The sequence below is a fragment of the Nonomuraea sp. NPDC049649 genome (assembly GCF_040675175.1).
Taxonomy (GTDB): domain Bacteria; phylum Actinomycetota; class Actinomycetes; order Streptosporangiales; family Streptosporangiaceae; genus Nonomuraea.
This window is the reverse complement of record NZ_JBFAOH010000023.1, coordinates 43515-60957: the sequence shown is the minus strand read 5'-3', so window position 1 is coordinate 60957 and position 17443 is coordinate 43515. Positions and strand designations below refer to the sequence as shown.

The following is a 17443-nucleotide window of genomic DNA, read 5'->3' as shown; positions in this document are numbered from 1 at the left end:
TGGTTACCTTCTGTGATAGTTAGGAGCTTCCACGGTCATCTGGATGTCGTGGGGGTGGCTCTCCTTGAGGCCCGCCGCGGTGATGGGCATCAGCTCGCAGCGGGTGTGCATCTCCTCGATGGTCCGGCAGCCCGCGTACCACATGCCCTGGCGGAGCCCGCCGACGAGCTGGTGGGCGACGGCGGAGACCGGCCCGCGGTAGGGCACCTGACCCTCGATGCCCTCGGGGATGTACTTGTCCTCGCCGGTGATCTCGTCCTGCGCGTAGCGGTCCTTGCTGAACGAGGTGCCGCCGCGCTCGCGGTTGCGCACCGCGCCCAGCGAGCCCATGCCGCGGTAGGACTTGAACTGCTTGCCGTTGATGAAGATCAGCTCGCCGGGCGACTCCTCGCAGCCGGCCAGCAGGGAGCCGAGCATGACCGAGTGGGCGCCGGCGGCGATGGCCTTGGCGATGTCGCCGGAGTACTGCAGCCCGCCGTCGCCGATCACCGGCACGCGGGCCGGGGCGCAGGCGAGCGACGCCTGGTAGATGGCGGTGATCTGGGGCGCGCCGACCCCGGCCACCACGCGGGTGGTGCAGATGGAGCCCGGGCCGACGCCGACCTTGACCGCGTCGGCGCCCGCGTCGACGAGCATCTGGGCACCGGCCCTGGTGGCGATGTTGCCGCCGATGACGTCGACCTTGGCGTTGGCCTTGATCTTGGCGATCATGTCGGCCAGGCCCTTGGAGTGGCCGTGCGCGACGTCCACCACGATGACGTCCGCCCCGGCCTCGATCAGCGCCTTGGCGCGGGTCTCGGCGTCGCCGCCGACGCCCACCGCGGCGCCGACCACGAGCCGGCCGTCGGCGTCCTTGGTGGCCAGGGGGTACTGCTCGCTCTTGGTGAAGTCCTTGACCGTGATCAGGCCGCACAGCCTGCCGCCGGAGTCGACCAGCGGCAGCTTCTCGATCTTGTTGCGCCGCAGCAGCGCGAACGCCTCGTCGCGCGACACCCCGACGGGCGCGGTGACCAGCGGCATCTTCGTCATGACCTCGCGTACGGGACGCGCGTGGTCGGTCTCGAAGCGCATGTCGCGGTTGGTCACGATGCCGACGAGGATGCCCGACACGTCGGTGACCGGCACCCCGGAAATGCGGTACGTGGCGCAGAGCCGCTCGACGTCGGCCAGCGTGTCGTCGGGACTGCACGTCACCGGGTTGGTGACCATGCCCGCCTCGGACCGTTTGACCAGGTCGGCCTGCTGGGCCTGCTCCTCGATCGACAGGTTGCGGTGGAGGATCCCTATGCCGCCCTGGCGGGCCATCGCCACGGCCATGCGGGCCTCGGTGACGGTGTCCATGGCGGCGGAGATCAGCGGGATGTTGAGCGTGATGTTGCGCGAGAGCCGGGTCACGGTCTCGGCGTCGCCCGGCTGGAGATCGGAGTAGCCGGGCACCAGCAGCACGTCGTCGAACGTCAGACCCGTTTCCGTGAACTTGGACATGCCGCGGCCCCTCCCCTGGCTCGTCATTGGAAGCAAGTCTAGGGGGTGGTGGCAAAACACGATGATGCCGGGAGGACGATGACCCCCACGGTCCGTCGTACTCCCGGCATCGGAGAAAAGCCGGAGGGCGGATCGGTCGGTGTCACCGTCCGCCCTCCGGTTACCGGCATCCGCGGCGGAGAGCGCGCGCCCTGCCACCGAACCCCCCTCCGCGTCCTGATGACTGGCGCTGCTCCGGCCGTGCTGGGATGCCGACGCTCTGTTAAGACTGGGTGACTCTTCGGTGTACCGCAACGTGAAAACGTGCAATTGCACGAAGTTGCACCGCCTCCGGCGCAACCGCCGGACAACAGCCCCATGCCGGGTTATCCTCACGGCACCCGTATCCCCCAACGGAGCCCGCCACGATGCGCAACGAGCAGCAGACACTGGCCGATCCGCTCGAACCGCTGGGCCTCGACGCGACGCAGGTCGCCCTCTACACGGCCATCCTCCGGCTGCACCGGGCCACTCGCGCCCAGCTCGCGGAGGCCGTGAACGCCTCCGCCGACACGGTGGGCGGCCAGCTCGACCACCTGGTCAGGCTGGGGGTGGTGGACGAGCAGTCGGGCGTCTACCTGGCCAGGCATCCGGCGTCCGCCCTGGGCCGGCTGGCGGCGCAGCGGCTCGACCGCCTCGCCGAGGAGAGCCGCCGGATCGACAGCGCGCTGGGCTCCATCCGGGCGCTGGTCCGCGACTACGACACGGGCCACGACTACCGGACCGGCCCGTTCCCGGTCGAGCTGGTCAGCGGCGCGGACGTGCTGTACGAGAGCGTCATGGGCATGGCGGTGCAGTCGCCGCCGCTCACGCTGCTGGTCGCGATCCCCGACGGGCGCACGATGACGGACTTCGCCCGCAAGTTCGCCGGCCCGTGGATCGACGCCCTGGAGCGCGGCCTGATGGCGGTCCGCGCCGTCCTGCCGGTCCACACACTGGCCCTGCCGGAGGTGCACGACGCGGTGACGCGCGTCATCGCCGCCGGGGGCAGCATGCGCACGCTGGACCGGGTGCCGAGCTGGTTCATGACGGCCGGGCCCGGGGTGGCCGGCCTGCCCGCCCGGTGGGGCGGCAACCTGCCGGAGCTCGCGTACAACCTGTATCTCCTGCGCACGCCCATCGTGGTGGGCATGCTGAACTCGCTCTTCGAGGAGCTGTGGAGCCGGGCGATCCCGCTGCCGTGGGGGCGCCGCGGCGACGCCGCGGCCCAGGTGCTCCGCCTGGCCGCGCAGGGGCTGTCCGACGAGTCGATCGCGCGCCAGCTCGGCGTGTCGGTCCGTACGGTACGGGCGAGGTTCGCCGAGGCCATGGCCGAACTCGGGGCGCAGTCGCGCTTCCAGGCGGGTGTGGAGGCGGCTCGTCGCGGATGGCTCGACCAATGACCGCCGTGGACGGCGCCTCGGTCATATGGTGGGAAGGTGCCGGAAGACGTCCCCCGCGACCCGTTCGCGGATGACCCCAACGACCCGTCCTCCGCGATGGGCCGGCTCGAAGACGCCGAGCCGCTGACCGCTGCCGAGCGCGACGAGGCGATCACCGACCTGGCCGACGTGGAGGTGTTCCGCTCCCTGCTCGAACCGCAGGGGGTGCTCGGGCTCGTGCTCGACTGCCCGGAATGCGGCGAGCAGCACTTCTTCGACTGGGATCTGCTCCGCGGCAACCTGCGGCAGATGATCGAGCAGGGCCGGCCGCAGGTGCACGAGCCCGCTTTCCACCCGGACCCGTCCGACTACGTCACGTGGGAGTACGCCAGAGGTTACGTCGACGGCGTCATCGACACCGAAGAGCGCCGCTGATCGAGGACGTCGGCGACCAGGGCGGCGAGCACCAGGGCGGCCGGGTCGTCGCGGTCGGGCGGCTCGCCCGCGGCGAGCGCGGTGAGCAGCGCGTCGCTCTCTTCCTCTGGCGTCAAGCGGACTCCAGCTCGGCCATCTGCCTCAGCCTGGCGAGCGCCCGGTGCTGGGCGACCCGTACGGCACCTGGTGACATGCCGAGTACATTACCGGTCTCCTCGGCGGACAGCCCGGACACCACTCGCAGCAGCAGCAGCTCGCGCTGGTTGCGCGGCAGCCGGGCGAGCAGCCTGCGGGCGTGCTCCACCTCTATGTAGCGGACGACGGTCTCTTCCGGCCCCGGCCCGTCGTCGGGCCCGTCGGGCAGGTCCTGCGTCGGTACGGCCGAGCGCACCGAGCTGCGCAGCGCGTCGGCCACCTTGTGCGAGGCGATGCCGAACACGAACGACGCGAACGGCCGCCCCATGTCGCGGTAGCGCGGCAGCGCGGACAGGACCGCGATGCACACTTCCTGGGCCACGTCGTCGGCTATGTGATACTGCCCCGACACCCGGCCGAGCCTGGCGCGGCAATAGCGCACCACCATCGGACGCAACTCGCCGAGCAAGGATTCGATCGCGGTGCGATCGCCCTGCACGGCGAGGCTGGTCAGTTCCCTAAGGTCGGAGTCATCCGTCCGTGCCGGAAGTCTCGACGCGAGCCTTACCCCAATTTTGGCGTCGGCGACGCTTCCCTCGCTCACGATAGGCATGATGCCCTCGTTGATCCTGCCTGTCGTCATGGCGAACGGCTACGGATTGGTCACATTGAAGCGACGATAACCGAGTGTAATCAGACGACAGCACAAAGCGTAAAACGTGGCGCCATATTTCATGGAATAACTGGATATGCGCGAGATTCGCCAGAGCGAGACGCATAGCGCCTGCGCCAGGTTTACCTAATGATCGCACATTCTCCATCAAAATTCGTCGCCCGCCACGTGACATATCACTGTACTTCGAAAGAAGGTACGACTGCGAAAGCGGTCCGCCCGATGCCCGAAAACGGCGACGGCCCGCACCGGAACCGGTGCGGGCCGTGAAGAGCCGGAAGGCGGGTCAGTGGCCGTGGCCGTGACCGTGGCCCTGGCCGACGGCCGGGGCCTCCTCCTCGGGCTTGTCGACGACGAGCGCCTCGGTGGTCAGCAGCATGCCCGCGATCGACGCCGCGTTCTGCACGGCCGAGCGGGTGACCTTGACCGGGTCGATGACGCCCTGGGCGAGCAGGTCGCCGTACTCGCCGGTGGCCGCGTTGAGGCCCTGGCCGGCGGAGAGCTCCGACACCTTGTGCGTGACGACGTAGCCCTCCAGGCCGGCGTTCTCGGCGATCCAGCGGGCCGGCTCGTACAGGGCGCGGCGCACGACGTTGACGCCGGTCGCCTCGTCGCCCGACAGGCCGAGGTCGTCGAGCTCCTTGGCCACGTGGATCAGCGCCGAACCGCCGCCGGAGACGATGCCCTCCTCGATGGCGGCGCGGGTCGCGGAGATCGCGTCCTCCAGGCGGTGCTTCTTCTCCTTGAGCTCCACCTCGGTGGCGGCGCCGACGCGCAGCACGCACACGCCGCCGGCCAGCTTGGCCAGGCGCTCCTGGAGCTTCTCGCGGTCCCAGTCGGAGTCGGACTGCTCGATCGCGAGCTTGATCTCCTTGACGCGGTCCTCGATGGCCGCGGCGTCGCCGGCGCCGTCGACGATCGTGGTGCTGTCCTTGTCGATCACCACGCGGCGGGCGGTGCCGAGCACCTCCAGGCCGACGTTCTCCAGCTTGAGACCGATCTCCTCGCTGACGACCTGGCCGCCCGTGAGGATGGCCATGTCCTGCAGCATCGCCTTGCGGCGGTCACCGAAGCCGGGAGCCTTGACGGCGACCGAGGTGAAGGTGCCGCGGATCTTGTTGGTGACCAGGACGGCCAGGGCCTCGCCCTCGACGTCCTCGGCGACCACGAGCAGCGGCTTCTTCGTCTGGGCGACCTGCTCCAGCAGCGGCAGGAAGTCCGCGATGGAGGAGATCTTGCCCTGGTGGAGCAGGATGTAGGCGTCCTCGAGGACGGCCTCCATGCGCTCGGTGTCGGTCACCATGTAGGCCGACAGGTAGCCCTTGTCGAACTGGAGGCCCTCGGTGAACTCCAGCTCCATGCCCATGGCGTTGGACTCTTCGACGGTGAGCACACCGTCCTTGCCGACCTTGTCGAACGCCTCGGCGATCAGCTCGCCGATCTGCGCGTCCTGAGCGGAGATCGTCGCGACGTCGGCGATCTCCTTCTTCTCGTCGACCGGCCGGGCGGAGGCGAGCAGCCTTTCGCTGACCTCCTTGGCGGCCTTGTCGATGCCGCGCTTGAGCGCCATCGGCGAGGCGCCGGCGGCCACGTTGCGCAGGCCCTCGCGGACCATGGCCTGAGCCAGGACGGTCGCGGTGGTGGTGCCGTCGCCCGCGATGTCGTTGGTCTTGGTGGCCACTTCCTTGACGAGCTGGGCGCCGAGGTTCTCGTAGCGCTCCTCAAGCTCGATCTCGCGGGCGATGGTGACGCCGTCGTTGGTGATCGTCGGAGCACCGAACTTCTTGTCGATGACGACGTTACGGCCGCGCGGGCCGAGGGTTACCTTGACGGCGTCCGCGAGGGCGTTGACGCCGCGCTCAAGAGCGCGGCGGGCGGCCTCGTCGAATTCCAGGATCTTCGCCATTTTTGCTGAAAGTCCTCTCCTAGCGTCGAAGGCCCCGGGTGCCCTCTAGAGCGCCCGGGGCCCGACACAACCGGCTTACTTCTCGACGATCGCGAGAACGTCGCGGGCGGAGAGCACGAGGTACTCCTCGCCGCCGTACTTGACCTCGGTGCCGCCGTACTTGCTGTAGAGGACGATGTCGCCCTCGCTCACGTCGAGCGGAATCCGCTTCTCGCCGTCCTCGTCCCAGTTACCCGGGCCCACCGCGAGGACCTTGCCCTCCTGCGGCTTCTCCTTGGCGGTGTCGGGAATGACCAGGCCGGAAGCGGTGGTCTGCTCTGCCTCAAGCGGCTGCACCACGATGCGGTCGCCGAGCGGCTTAACGGGAACCTTGGTGGCGGTCGTCACGATCGGACCTCCCCTTCAGATGTGACTGATTAGAAGAGGCGACCAGCTGGGCCTGCCGTCGCGGGTGCCAGACCTGCCTCGTCGCACGTTGGCACTCTCAAGGGGAGAGTGCCAACAGGAAACATATGCAAGAGGGGCTTGACAGTCAACACGAACGCGTCTGCCGAGAGCGATCGTGGGTCAGAGCTTTGCACGAGAATGTCCAGGGACGTCGGAGCTGGTAGCGGCAACGCTGACCGGATTCGTCCGTACGGGCGCTACCGTCGTATCCCGTGGACCTCGACTCCTTCACCGCGCTGCTGACCCCTCGCGGCCGCGCGGCGCTCGCCCAGGCGGAGGAGCTGTCCGGCGCCGACCCCGTCGCCGCCGCCACGCGCCTGCGCAGGAGCCACGACGCCGCGCTCGCCTCGGCCGCGCTCACCCAGGCCCGCCTCCGCGAGCGGGCCAAGGCCAAGTTCGGCGCCGACGCCGCGCGCATGTTCTTCACCCCGCACGGCCTGGAGCAGGCGACCCGGGCCGAGGTCGCCGCCCACCGGGCGCGCCGGCTGGGCGCCGCCCCCGGGATGCGGGTGGCGGACGTCTGCTGCGGCATAGGAGGCGACCTGCTGGCGCTCGCCCAGGCCGGGTGCACCGTGGAGGCCGTCGACACCGACCCGCTCTCGGTGGCCGTGGCCAGGGCCAACGCCGAGGCGCTCGGGGTGGCCGACCGGGTGACCATAAAGCTGGGCGACGGCGCCGAGACGCGGCCGGAGGCCTACGACGTGCTGTTCGCCGACCCCGCCCGCCGCTCGTCGAGGGGCCGCACGTTCGACCCGCTGGCCTACTCGCCGTCCTGGCCCGTGGTGCTCGCCCTGCTGGGGCGGGCGCGGATGGGCTGCGTCAAGGCCGCGCCGGGCATCCCGTACGAGTTCATCCCCGATCGCGCGGAGACCGAGTGGGTCTCGTACAAAGGCGAGGTCAAAGAGGCGACGCTGTGGACCGGCCACGCGCCGGAGACGGCGCGGCGGGCCACGCTGCTGCCGGGCGGCCAGACGCTCGCCGCGGCCGGCGTGCGGGCGCCCACCGGGCCGGTCGGGAGGTTCGTGTACGAGCCGGACGGGGCGGCTGTGAGGGCTCATCTCATAGGAGAGGTGGCCGCGCTGGTGGGCGGGCGGCTGCCCGACCCGATGATCGCCTACATCTCCGGCGACGAGCCGATCGACACCCGCTGGGCGACCCGTTACGAGGTGCGGGAGACGCTGCCGTTCTCGCTGAAGAAACTGCGGGCCGCACTCCGGGCGCACGGTGTGGGAAAGGCCGTCATAAAGAAACGCGGCTCCGCTGTCGACATAGAGCGTTTGCGGGGAGATCTCCGGCTGTCCGGCGACAAGACCGCCGTGGTCATTCTGACCCGCGTATCCGATAAGCCCACTGTCCTGATCTGTGACCCCAGACCACCTGCGCAAATGGCAAACTAGGGCGATTCACCGATAAGCGCGATCTTTTTCCTCACCCCTGACGGACCATGATCGAGAGGCTATGGTGGGCGGTCGGGAGTCCTCCCCCCTCTTGCGGTGAGCCGCGTTCTCCTTCTTATCTGCAAATCGGACCATTCCCACCGCTACGCGGCAGACCGTCGACAGCGAAGGAGCCTTTCGGTGGACCATTCCAACCACACCACCCTGCTGCAGGCGGCGGGTGGCCAGACCGCCATCTCGGAGCGGATGCGGGAGCTGCTGGCACGTGCCGCCCAGGATCACGTGTACGAGCAACGCACGCAGGGAGCCGTGCTCGACGAGATCCGCCAGCGGCTGGAGGGGATGGAATGGCTCCTGCGCGAGGTGCGCGAACGCGAGCTCGGCGGCCTCAGCGGCACCCTGGAGACCGTCAGCGGGCGCCTCGACGACATCGCCGCCAAGCCGCCCATGTGGGCCGAGGGCCTGGCCCAGCACGTCGAGGCCGTGCGCGACCACGTCGACGCGGTGGGCGAGCAGGTCGGCGGCGTCGACTCGGCCGTGGAGTCCGTCGGCAAGCGCGTCCACCCCATCGCCGAGCTGCCGAAACTCCGCGCCGACGTCACCGCCGTCTTCCAGGGCATGCAGGAAACCCTCGGCAAGCTGCAGACCGTGGTCGAGTTCACCGACGACATGGCCAAGCGGATGGGCGACTTCACCGCCAAGCTCGCGCAGGTGAGCTCGGGCATGGAGGTGGCCGCCACCAGGTTCACCCGGATCGACAAGTCGCTGGCCGAGCTCAACTCGCGCACCGACCGCGTCGAAGGCGTGGTGCTCGACCTGTCCGACACCTTCGACGAACGGGCCGCCGGCGCCGCCCAGGAGACGCGGGCCCGCATCGAGGAGCTCGGCGAGAAGCTGTCCGCGCGCTTCGACGGCGCCGACGGGCGGGCCGACCGGGTGGAGAGCCGGCTCATGGCGCTCGACACCCGGTTCGAGACCGCCGAAGAGTGCCTGGCCGACGTCGACGCCCGCCTGCGCGGCGTGGACGCCCGCGTGACCTCCCACGCGGGCCGCTTCGACCGGGTGGACGAACGCCTCACCGCCCAGACGGCCCGGTTCGACACCTTCGACGAACGCCTGACCTCACAGACCGGCCGCTTCGACGCCCTCGACGGCCGGCTGGCCGCCCACGCCGGCCGCTTCGACGCCATCGACGAACACCTGACCTCACAGACCGGCCGCCTCGACGCCCTCGGCGAACACCTCACCGGCCACACGGGCCGCCTCGACGACGTGGACGAACGCCTCACCGGCCGCTTCGACACCCTCGACCAGCGGCTGATCTCCCACATCGCGCGCTTCGACACCGTCGAGGACCGGCTGACCGCCCAGGACGAACGCCTGGACGCCATCGACGGCCACCTCACCGACACCGTCGGCCGCCTCGGCCAGTCGGAGGAGCGCCTGACCCACCGCGTCGACGGCCTCGACGCCCACCTCACCGGCCTCAACACCCGCGCCGAACAGGCCGGCGAAACCCTGGAAGCGGTCGGCCGCCGCATCGACGGCCTCCCCGCCGCCCTCGGCATCGGCGAACTCCTCGACACCCACGGCGAACGCCTGACGGAAGCCGCCGCCTCCCTGGCCGAGATCGTCCGCTCCCGCCCCGACCGCGACACCCTCGCCGAAACCGTCTCCGACATCGTCGAACCCGCCACCGCCGACCTCAACAAGCGCCTCGGCGCCCTGGAGGAAACCATGCTGGCCCTGGCCGAGGCCCTCCTCCGCCCCAGCCGCGTCAAAGACTGACCACCCGGACGGGGGCGCCATGCTGCTGCTGCACGCCGGCCAGCTGGGCGGCCGACCAGGGCACCGGCGCCGAGCAACGCGGGCGTGAAGTGCCCCGCGCCGGCGTCCCCGCCCCCGTCCGTGGGTTACTCGCCCCCACCCGTGGGCTACGTGCTCCAAGCGCCCACGTCAATGACGCGGCCGCACGCCTCCGAACGTCATGCCCTGCATGCGTGCAGACCAGTGCATGTCATCGTGCGCGAGGACGGTGGATGTCACAGTGCGCGCCCTGCACGCGTGGAGGGCGCGTGGGCGAACCACGCACCTGCGCGCGTGGAGAACGGGGGTAAATGCGCCTTTCGCCCGTCCCCGTCCTAGACGTACGCAGACGGGGGCGCTGGTGACGTCCACCCCCGTCCTTCACGTACACAGAACGCACGGATCAGACGCGTGATGACACCCACCCCCGAAGACGCGCGGATCAGACGTGGATGGTGGTGATCGGGAGAGAAGAGTCAGCCGGGATGTCCAGTGTCGAGGGCGTGGTCCCGGCAGCCACCAAGTCGGAGCCGAGGGCGGCGACCATGGCGCCGTTGTCGGTGCACAGCCCCGGACGGGGTACCCGCAGGCGTACGCCCGCCGCGTCGCACCGTTCCTGGGCCAGGGCGCGGAGCCGCGAGTTGGCCGCCACGCCGCCGCCGATGAGCAGGTCGTGGACGTCGTACTTGCGGCAGGCCTGCAGCGCCTTACGGGTCAGCACGTCGACGACCGCCTCCTGGAAAGAGGCCGCCACGTCGGGCACGTGGATGCTCTCACCGGCGGCCTCACGCGCCTCCACCCAGCGGGCGACGGCGGTCTTGAGCCCCGAGAAGGAGAAGTCGAGCGTCCCGTCGTCGATCTTGCCGCGGGGGAACGCGATGGCCGTCCCGGACCCGTCGCGGGCCGCCCGGTCGATGTACGGCCCGCCGGGGAACGGCAGCCCCAGCACCCGGGCCACCTTGTCGAACGCCTCCCCCGCCGCGTCGTCCACGGTGGACCCGAGGGAGATGACGTCCTGGGCCACGTCGGGCACCAGCAGCAGCGAGGAGTGGCCGCCGGACACCAGCAGGGCGATGCACGGCTTGGGCAGCGGCCCGTGTTCGAGCTGGTCGACGGCGACGTGCGCGGCCAGGTGGTTGACGCCGTAGAGGGGGACGCCCAGGCCGAGCGCGTACGCCTTGGCGGCGGCCACCCCGACCAGCAGCGCCCCGGCCAGCCCCGGCCCGGCGGTGACGGCCACCGCGTCGACGTCGGAGAGCTTCGCCCCGGCTTGCGCCAGCGCCGCCTCCACGGTGGGCGTCATGGCCTCCAGGTGGGCGCGCGAGGCGACCTCCGGCACCACCCCGCCGAACCGGGCGTGCTCCTCGATGCTGGACGCGACGGTGTTGGCCAGCAGCGTGTGGCCCCGCACGAGACCGATGCCGGTTTCGTCGCAGGATGTCTCGATGCCCAGGACCAGGGGTGCGTCAGCCATCCAGCTTCCTTCTCATCATGATCGCGTCGGTGCCGTCGTCGTAGTAGCGGCGGCGGGTGCCGATGGACTCGAACCCGAACCGCTCGTACAGGCCGCGCGCCACCGGGTTGTCCTCCCGGACCTCCAGGAAGATCTCGCGTGCCCCGCGCCGGCGCGCCTCGGCCAGCAGCTCGGTGAGCATGGCGGCCCCGATGCCGGTGCCGCGATGGGCCTGGGACACGGCGATCGTCTGCACGTCGGCCTGGTCGCCGGCCGCCGCCACCCCGGCGTACCCGACGATCGTCCCGCCGACGACGGCCACCACGTAGTGCCGGGTGCGCGGCTGGTCGGCCAGCTCACCGCGCATCATGCCCTCGCTCCACGCGTCGAGCGGGAACGTGGCCTGCTCGATGGCCATGACCTCGGGCAGATCCCTTTCGGTCATCTGTCGAAGCCGCACACCGCCCACCTCCCCGGCGGTCTCCGGCCGGCCGGTCACGCTGTCACCTTCTTCGGCGCGCCGGGCACGGCCGCGTCGGGGCGGCGGAGGTAGATCGGGCGGGCCTCGTCGAGGGGTGTGCCCGCCGTGATGCGCTCGGCCGCCAGCGCGGCCAGGAATCCGGCGTACGGATAGACGGGCTCACGCTCAGGCCCCAGGATCTCGGGGTAGAGACCGGCCCCCGCGCCGACCACCGGCAGCCCGTCGACCGGGACGTCGGCGGGTTTGTTCACGTTCGGCCCGTCGAGGCGGGTGCGCCGGTCGGCGTAGCGTGCCCAGAAGACCTCCTTGCGCCGCGCGTCGGTCGCGACCAGGAACGGCTCGTCGAGACCGCTGCCGTACGCGAGCGCGTCCAGCGTGCAGATCCCGTGGGCGGGCACGCCGAGCGTCGTCCCCAGCCCCTGCGCGGTCATCAGCCCGACGCGCAGCCCGGTGTAGGGCCCGGGGCCGCACCCGGCGACGACGGCTGTCACGTCGCGCAGCGCCACCCCGGCCTCGGTCAGGACGCGCTCGATGGTCGGCGCCAGCAGCTCGCCGTGGCGGCGCGCGTCGACCGTGGTGGATTCGGCGAGCACCCGTTCGCCGTCGTGGAGAGCGGCGGTGACGGCGGGCGTCGCGGTGTCAAAGGCCAGGACCAGCACGACTGTTTAGCCTACCCGCGCAACGCCCCTGCCCGTGCCCGCCTCACCCGCGCCCGCGCCCGAGCTGGCCTATGCCCGCGCCCCGCCCCCGCCCTTGCCCGGGCCCGCCCCCGCCTGTGCCTTCTCTCCGATCACCTACGGCCGCGGCCCCTCACCTCAATCCCAGCCCGTACGGTGCCGCAGCCACTCCAGGGCCGCCACCCCCTGCGCGTGCTGGAACGCCCGCAGCGTGGGCAGCCCCGGCGGCCCCGGCTGCCGGCTCTGCCGCACGAAGTAGCCCGCCAGCGCGGCAACCACCGCGGTGATGCCCGAACACGGATCGGGCAGCACCTCCTGCGGCGGCGGCCCGCCCTGCATGGCCACCGACGGCAGCATGGCCAGCACGTCGAACCAGGCGGCTCCCCGGCACGCCCACGGCCAGTCGACCACGTACACCCGATCCCCGGCGACGAGCAGGTTGTCGGCGCGCAGGTCGGCGTGGAGCAGCGTGTCGCCGGCGGCCGCGCCGGCCCAGCCGGCCTCCAGCTCGGCCAGCGCCGCGAGGTGCCGCAGCGCCCACGGGTCCAGCCCGGCCGTGTCCTCCCCCAGCAGCCTGCGCCAGCCGCGGAAGGAGTCGTCGAACCGCTCCTCGATTGACGGCACCTCGACCGGCGACGGCGTCAGCGCGGCGCCCATCCGGCGCACCGCGGCCAGCACCAGGTCGAGCTCGCCGCGCCGCCACGGCGTCGCCGGATGGCGGCCTTCGACGTCCTCGAACACCAGCGCCACCCACCCGTCGAGGTCGAACGAGGTGAGCAGCCGGGGCGCGGGCACGGAGGCGGGCAGCGCGGCGGCGTTCGCGGCCTCGGCGCGGTAGATGCCGGCGGCGTCGGGGTTCGGCTCCGGGCCGACCGCTTTGACGAAGGCGCGGCGGCCGTCCCCGGTGACCAGCCGGACGGCCGCGCCCGGGGAGAAGCCGCCGTCCTGGGTGACCACCCGGGCCACGGGGGCGCCGAGGAAGTCCTCGACGGCGGCGCGCACGCCGGGGTGGACGTCCTGCCAGGGCATGCGGACGCCGGTCGCGGGCGGGGTGCTCATGCTTCCAGGATCCCGGCGGGGGCAACCGGTTTTCAGGCGCGCGACGCGTACACGATGATGTTGTCGTCGTACTCGCCCTTGGCCCGGTCGAACCTGCCGCCGCAGGTCACGAGCTTGAGCCCGTCCTCGACGTACACCTTCCTGAGCGGGAAGTCGTCCTTGTGGACCTGTTCGACGGCGTCGACCTTGTACGTGGCGACCTTGCCGTCGCTCCGTTTGACCCGCACCTTCGAGCCCTTGCGCAGCTGGCGGAGCTTGTAGAACACGGCCGGTTCGGTCTTGGTGTCGACGTGGCCGATGATGACCGAGGCGCCCTTCTCGCCGGGCACCGCGCTGCCGGTGAACCAGCCGGCCGTCCCCGGTTTCTCGAAGGGCGGCAGTTCGACCTCGCCGTTTTTCACGCCGAGCTTCATCAGCGGCGCTTCGACGTCGATCGAGGGGATGTCGATGGTCTCTGGCACGACCGCGGCGGCGGCCTCCTCGGGCTGCTGCAGGTTCTGGCCGAAGGCGACCAGCACCAGGCCCGTGATGGCGCCCGCGAGCACCACGCGTCCGGAACCCGCCATGGCTAGGACCGGCGGCGCTTGACCGCCACTCCGGCGCCGACGGCCAGCGCGAGAGCGAGTGCGGCGCCGACGCCGCCCAGCGGGATCGGCGAGCCTTCGTCGACGTCCTTGCCGTACGTGCCGCCGCCGCCCGCCTTGGGCGCCTTGGTGGGCACGTCGCTCGGCAGCGGTTCGGGCCGGGTCAGGCGGAGGGTGGCGCGGCCGGAGTGGCCGGTGCCGTCGCATTTGACGTCCACGGTGTACGAGCCGCGCTTGACGGTGCCGGAGACCTGGGCCTGGCCGCGCACCCAGTCACCGGCGGCGTTGCCGGTGGGGGCGGGCGAGGCGGTGGAGGTGGCCGGGTTGAGCGTGACGCCGCTGACGAACGCGCGGGAGGTGGCGGTGCCGGTGTGGGCGGGCCCGCCCTGCGGGGCGGGGCAGTTGGCCAGGATCCACACGGTGGAGCTCTCACCGGCGGTGACGCTGTCGGGGTTGAGCTGGACGGAGATGCGCGAGACCTCCGGGCTGGCGGTCGCGGCGGGCGTCTCCGTGGGCGTGGGGCTCGCCTCGGCGGTGGGGGTCTGGGTCGCCGGGGGTGTCTGCGCCTCGGCCGTACAGCCCATCAGGCCGATCGTGAGTATGGCCCCCGCGCACGCGACTCGCCTGACCCTGAGCACCGCCGCACCCCACTCCGCCGTTCTTCTCCTAGCATCCACCGTTTTCGTGGACACCGCCCTCCTGATACCCAGAATTCTTGGGCCGACCCTTACCGGTGATCAGGTTTAAGAGTGCCAGGGCGGCGCGGCGATGGCGGGCGTTTTACTGTTGTGCGGCGTCAGGCGGCGTGTCGGCCCAGCGCGGCCCCACGCCGCGCAGCGTCACGGTGCGGACGTCGTCGCCGGACTCGCGGTCGATGTGGATCTCCAGGCGGTCTTCGGCCAGCCCCTCGACCAGGCCCTCGCCCCACTCGACGACCGTCACCGACTCCTCCAGCGACGCGTCGAGGTCGAGGTCGTCCACCTCCAGGTCGCCGCCGAGCCGGTAGGCGTCGGCGTGGACCAGCGCCGGGCCGCCGCAGAGCGACGGGTGGACGCGGGCGATGACGAACGTGGGCGAGGTGATCGGCCCGCGCACCTTGAGCCCTTCGGCGATGCCCTGCACGAGCGTGGTCTTCCCGGCGCCGAGCGGGCCCGACAGGACCAGCAGGTCGCCGGGGCGGAGCAGGGAGGCCAGCCGCGCGCCGTACGCGCGGGTCTCCTCGGCGGTGCGCAGCTTCACACGCTCACCCTCTTGATCAGGTCGCGCAGCGCGTCGGTGACGGCTCCAGGGCGTTCGAGCTGGATCAGGTGGGAGGTGTCGGGCACCTCGGTGAACTGGGCCTTGGGCAGCGCCTCGGCCATCGCGCGGCTGTGGTCGGGCGGCGTCAGCCAGTCCTTGTCGCCGACCATGATCGCGGTCGGCACCGGGTCGAGGACGTGCAGCGCGGACAGCTTGTCGTGGTTCATCAGCGCGGGGTAGAAGTCGGCGACCACCTCGGTCGGCGTCGCCCGGATCATGGACTCGGCGAAGTCGACGAGGGTGGGGCTGACGTTCTTGGAGTCGCCGAAGCCCATGTAGCGGGTCAGCAGGAAGGCGATGTCGCTGCCCGCGTGGCGGGTGCGGTCGACGAGCGAGCCCCTGCGGCCCAGCATCGACACCGTGGTGGGGGCGACCTTGTGTACGGCCTTGGACACCAGCGCGGGCAGCCCCAGCGTCACCTCGGCCAGCTTGCCCGCGGAGGTGGCGAGCAGGGCCACGCCGCGCACCCGGTCGCCGAACAGCTCGGGGTGGCGGTCGGCGAGCGCCATGATCGTCATGCCGCCCATCGAGTGGCCGACGAGCACGCACGGTCCCGGCACGAACGTCTCCAGCACCTCGGCCAGGTCGTCGCCGAGCCGGTCGATCGAGGTGTCGCCGGTGACGGCGCGCTGCGAACGGCCGTGGGAGCGCTGGTCCCACAGCACGAGGCGGTGCTGCTCGCGCAGGTCCCTGCGCTGGTAGTGCCAGGACTCGGAGCTGAGGCAGTAACCGTGGCACAGGACGACCGTCAGCGGCGCACCGCCGTCACCCTCGGGGCCGTCGACCTCGACGTGCAGGGCCACGCCGTCGGAGGTGATGAGCGTGTGCTCCCTGCCGCGCAGTTCGCCGAAGGGCTCGCTGGCTTCCAGGTCGGGCCGGAGGCGGATGCGGCCCACGGCGTAGCGTTTGGCCATGGCGGCGGCCGCGACCCCGGCGGAGGCGGCGCCGACGAGCGCGCCGGCGATCCCGAACTTGCGGCGTGTGGTCGTCGTCATTACCCCTGTCCTTCGTACACCCTCGGCACGCGTGACCCGATCCTTGTCACGATCTCATGCGTGATCGTCCCGAGGGAATCCGCCCATTCCTGCGCGGTCGGCTCGCCCTGGTCGCCCGGCCCGAACAGGACGACCTCCTCGCCGGCCCGCAGCGGATCGTCACCCACATCGATCATGAACTGGTCCATGCAGACGCGCCCGGCCACCCGTCTGCGCCTGCCGCCGGCCAGCACCTCGGCCCGGCCGGTCGCGTGGCGCAGCACGCCGTCGGCGTAACCGAGCGGGACCAGGCCCAGCGTGGTCTCCCGTCCGGTCACGTACAGATGCCCGTATGACACCCCCGCCCCCTCCGGCACCCGCTTGACCAGCGCGAGCCGCGCGACCAGCGTCATGGCCTGGCGCAGCCCGAAGTCGCCCAGCTCGGGGACGGGGCTGAGGCCGTAGGTGGCGATGCCGGGGCGCACCATGTCGAAGTGGGCCCGGGGCAGCGTCATCACGGCGGCCGAGTTGGCGAGGTGCCTGATCACGTGGGAGCCCGCCACGCCCGCCTGCTCGGCCAGCTTGAGCGCGGTCTCGAACGCGTCGATCTGCGCCTCGACGGATGGATGCCCCGGAATGTCGGCGCAGGCGAAGTGCGACCAGAGACCGACGACCTCCACAGAGCCCTCCGCCCGCAGCTCCAGCGCCTTGCGCAGCAGCCCCGGCCAGGCGGCGAGCGGCGCGCCGCCCCTGGTCATGCCGGTGTCGGCCTCCAGATGGACCCGGGCGGTCACGCCGGTCTCCCGCGCGGCCCCGGCGATCTCGCCGAGCAGCCGCTCGTCGGAGGCCGACACCTCGACGTCGGCCCGCAGCGCCTCGCCGATCGGCTCGCCCGGCGTGATCAGCCAGGCCAGGATCGGCGCGGTCACGCCCGCGGCCCGCAGTTCGAGCGCCTCCTGGATGAACGCGGTGCCGAGCCGCCCCGCGCCCGCCTCCAGCATGGCCCGCGAGACGGGCACCAGCCCATGACCGTACGCATCCGCCTTGACGGCGGGCATCAACTCGGCGCGGGGGGCGCGCTCGCGCAGCAGTGACACGTTGTGCCTGATCGCGGCCAGGTCCACCCGCGCCTCGGCGGGCGTCGCCATCGGGGAGCTCATCTTTCCAGTTTGGCAGCTCCCGTCCATGATCGAGCGCGCATCACCCCACCTAGAGGGCCCGCGCCGCGTTTC

18 protein-coding genes are annotated in these 17443 nt (G+C 71.4%); 4 read left to right on the top strand and 14 right to left on the bottom strand.

Annotated elements, in window-relative coordinates:
* Positions 1-3 precede the first annotated feature (3 nt).
* A complete protein-coding gene (guaB, locus tag AB0J42_RS25665) occupies positions 4-1485 on the bottom strand; it encodes an IMP dehydrogenase (protein ID WP_364298610.1) in 1482 nt (493 codons plus the stop codon).
* A 407-nt stretch (positions 1486-1892) separates the two neighbouring features.
* Here guaB and AB0J42_RS25660 point away from each other — a divergent pair, with 407 nt between their 5' ends.
* Both AB0J42_RS25660 and AB0J42_RS25655 read left to right on the top strand, forming a co-directional pair.
* Complete coding sequence (locus tag AB0J42_RS25660; RefSeq protein WP_364298608.1) at positions 1893-2906, top strand: helix-turn-helix transcriptional regulator; 1014 nt, start codon at positions 1893-1895, stop codon at positions 2904-2906.
* 36 nt (positions 2907-2942) lie between these two features.
* Positions 2943-3320: a DUF5319 domain-containing protein gene (locus AB0J42_RS25655; RefSeq protein ID WP_364298606.1), complete on the top strand. Its 378-nt coding sequence runs from the start codon at positions 2943-2945 to the stop codon at positions 3318-3320.
* On the opposite strand, the gene AB0J42_RS25650 is transcribed toward AB0J42_RS25655, so the two are convergent.
* The 4 genes from AB0J42_RS25650 to groES all read right to left on the bottom strand — a co-directional run bounded on the left by AB0J42_RS25650 (position 3281) and on the right by groES (position 6424).
* Positions 3281-3436: a hypothetical protein gene (locus AB0J42_RS25650; RefSeq protein ID WP_364298604.1), complete on the bottom strand. Its 156-nt coding sequence runs from the start codon at positions 3434-3436 to the stop codon at positions 3281-3283. The genes AB0J42_RS25655 and AB0J42_RS25650 overlap by 40 nt on opposite strands.
* Entirely contained in the window at positions 3433-4068 is a 636-nt protein-coding gene (locus AB0J42_RS25645) for a sigma-70 family RNA polymerase sigma factor (protein WP_270153320.1), read from the bottom strand. The genes AB0J42_RS25650 and AB0J42_RS25645 overlap by 4 nt, the downstream gene beginning before the upstream one ends.
* A gap of 346 nt (positions 4069-4414) precedes the next feature.
* Complete coding sequence (gene groL / locus AB0J42_RS25640) at positions 4415-6034, bottom strand: chaperonin GroEL (RefSeq protein WP_364298602.1); 1620 nt, start codon at positions 6032-6034, stop codon at positions 4415-4417.
* Positions 6035-6109: 75 nt separating this feature from the next.
* Complete coding sequence (gene groES, locus AB0J42_RS25635; RefSeq protein ID WP_207550165.1) at positions 6110-6424, bottom strand: co-chaperone GroES; 315 nt, start codon at positions 6422-6424, stop codon at positions 6110-6112.
* 269 nt (positions 6425-6693) lie between these two features.
* On the opposite strand from groES, the gene AB0J42_RS25630 reads away from it, so the two are divergent.
* Complete coding sequence (locus tag AB0J42_RS25630) at positions 6694-7878, top strand: methyltransferase domain-containing protein (RefSeq protein ID WP_364298600.1); 1185 nt, start codon at positions 6694-6696, stop codon at positions 7876-7878.
* 180 nt (positions 7879-8058) lie between these two features.
* Positions 8059-9666 carry a hypothetical protein gene (locus tag AB0J42_RS25625; RefSeq protein ID WP_364298598.1) on the top strand — a complete coding sequence of 536 codons (1608 nt, stop codon included), beginning with the start codon at positions 8059-8061 and terminating at the stop codon, positions 9664-9666.
* A 460-nt stretch (positions 9667-10126) separates the two neighbouring features.
* On the opposite strand, the gene tsaD is transcribed toward AB0J42_RS25625, so the two are convergent.
* From tsaD to alr, 9 genes are all read right to left on the bottom strand, one after another.
* On the bottom strand, positions 10127-11158 hold the full coding sequence (gene tsaD, locus AB0J42_RS25620; protein WP_364298596.1) for a tRNA (adenosine(37)-N6)-threonylcarbamoyltransferase complex transferase subunit TsaD: 1032 nt from the start codon (positions 11156-11158) through the stop codon (positions 10127-10129).
* Positions 11151-11582 carry a ribosomal protein S18-alanine N-acetyltransferase gene (gene rimI, locus AB0J42_RS25615; RefSeq protein WP_364298694.1) on the bottom strand — a complete coding sequence of 144 codons (432 nt, stop codon included), beginning with the start codon at positions 11580-11582 and terminating at the stop codon, positions 11151-11153. The genes tsaD and rimI overlap by 8 nt, the downstream gene beginning before the upstream one ends.
* Positions 11583-11632: 50 nt before the next feature.
* Positions 11633-12277: a tRNA (adenosine(37)-N6)-threonylcarbamoyltransferase complex dimerization subunit type 1 TsaB gene (gene tsaB / locus AB0J42_RS25610; protein ID WP_364298594.1), complete on the bottom strand. Its 645-nt coding sequence runs from the start codon at positions 12275-12277 to the stop codon at positions 11633-11635.
* Positions 12278-12433: 156 nt separating this feature from the next.
* Positions 12434-13354 carry a hypothetical protein gene (locus AB0J42_RS25605; protein ID WP_364298592.1) on the bottom strand — a complete coding sequence of 307 codons (921 nt, stop codon included), beginning with the start codon at positions 13352-13354 and terminating at the stop codon, positions 12434-12436.
* A 32-nt stretch (positions 13355-13386) separates the two neighbouring features.
* Entirely contained in the window at positions 13387-13920 is a 534-nt protein-coding gene (locus AB0J42_RS25600; RefSeq protein WP_364298590.1) for a class F sortase, read from the bottom strand.
* Between the two features lie 2 nt (positions 13921-13922).
* Positions 13923-14522, bottom strand: coding sequence for a hypothetical protein (locus AB0J42_RS25595; RefSeq protein WP_364298588.1), 600 nt, complete (start codon positions 14520-14522; stop codon positions 13923-13925).
* Between the two features lie 196 nt (positions 14523-14718).
* Positions 14719-15177: a tRNA (adenosine(37)-N6)-threonylcarbamoyltransferase complex ATPase subunit type 1 TsaE gene (tsaE, locus tag AB0J42_RS25590; RefSeq protein WP_364298586.1), complete on the bottom strand. Its 459-nt coding sequence runs from the start codon at positions 15175-15177 to the stop codon at positions 14719-14721.
* Entirely contained in the window at positions 15174-16232 is a 1059-nt protein-coding gene (locus AB0J42_RS25585; RefSeq protein WP_364298584.1) for an alpha/beta hydrolase, read from the bottom strand. Before AB0J42_RS25585 ends, tsaE begins: the two co-directional genes overlap by 4 nt.
* Positions 16232-17359 carry an alanine racemase gene (gene alr / locus AB0J42_RS25580; RefSeq protein ID WP_364298692.1) on the bottom strand — a complete coding sequence of 376 codons (1128 nt, stop codon included), beginning with the start codon at positions 17357-17359 and terminating at the stop codon, positions 16232-16234. The genes AB0J42_RS25585 and alr overlap by 1 nt, the downstream gene beginning before the upstream one ends.
* Between the last annotated feature and the right edge of the window lie 84 nt (positions 17360-17443).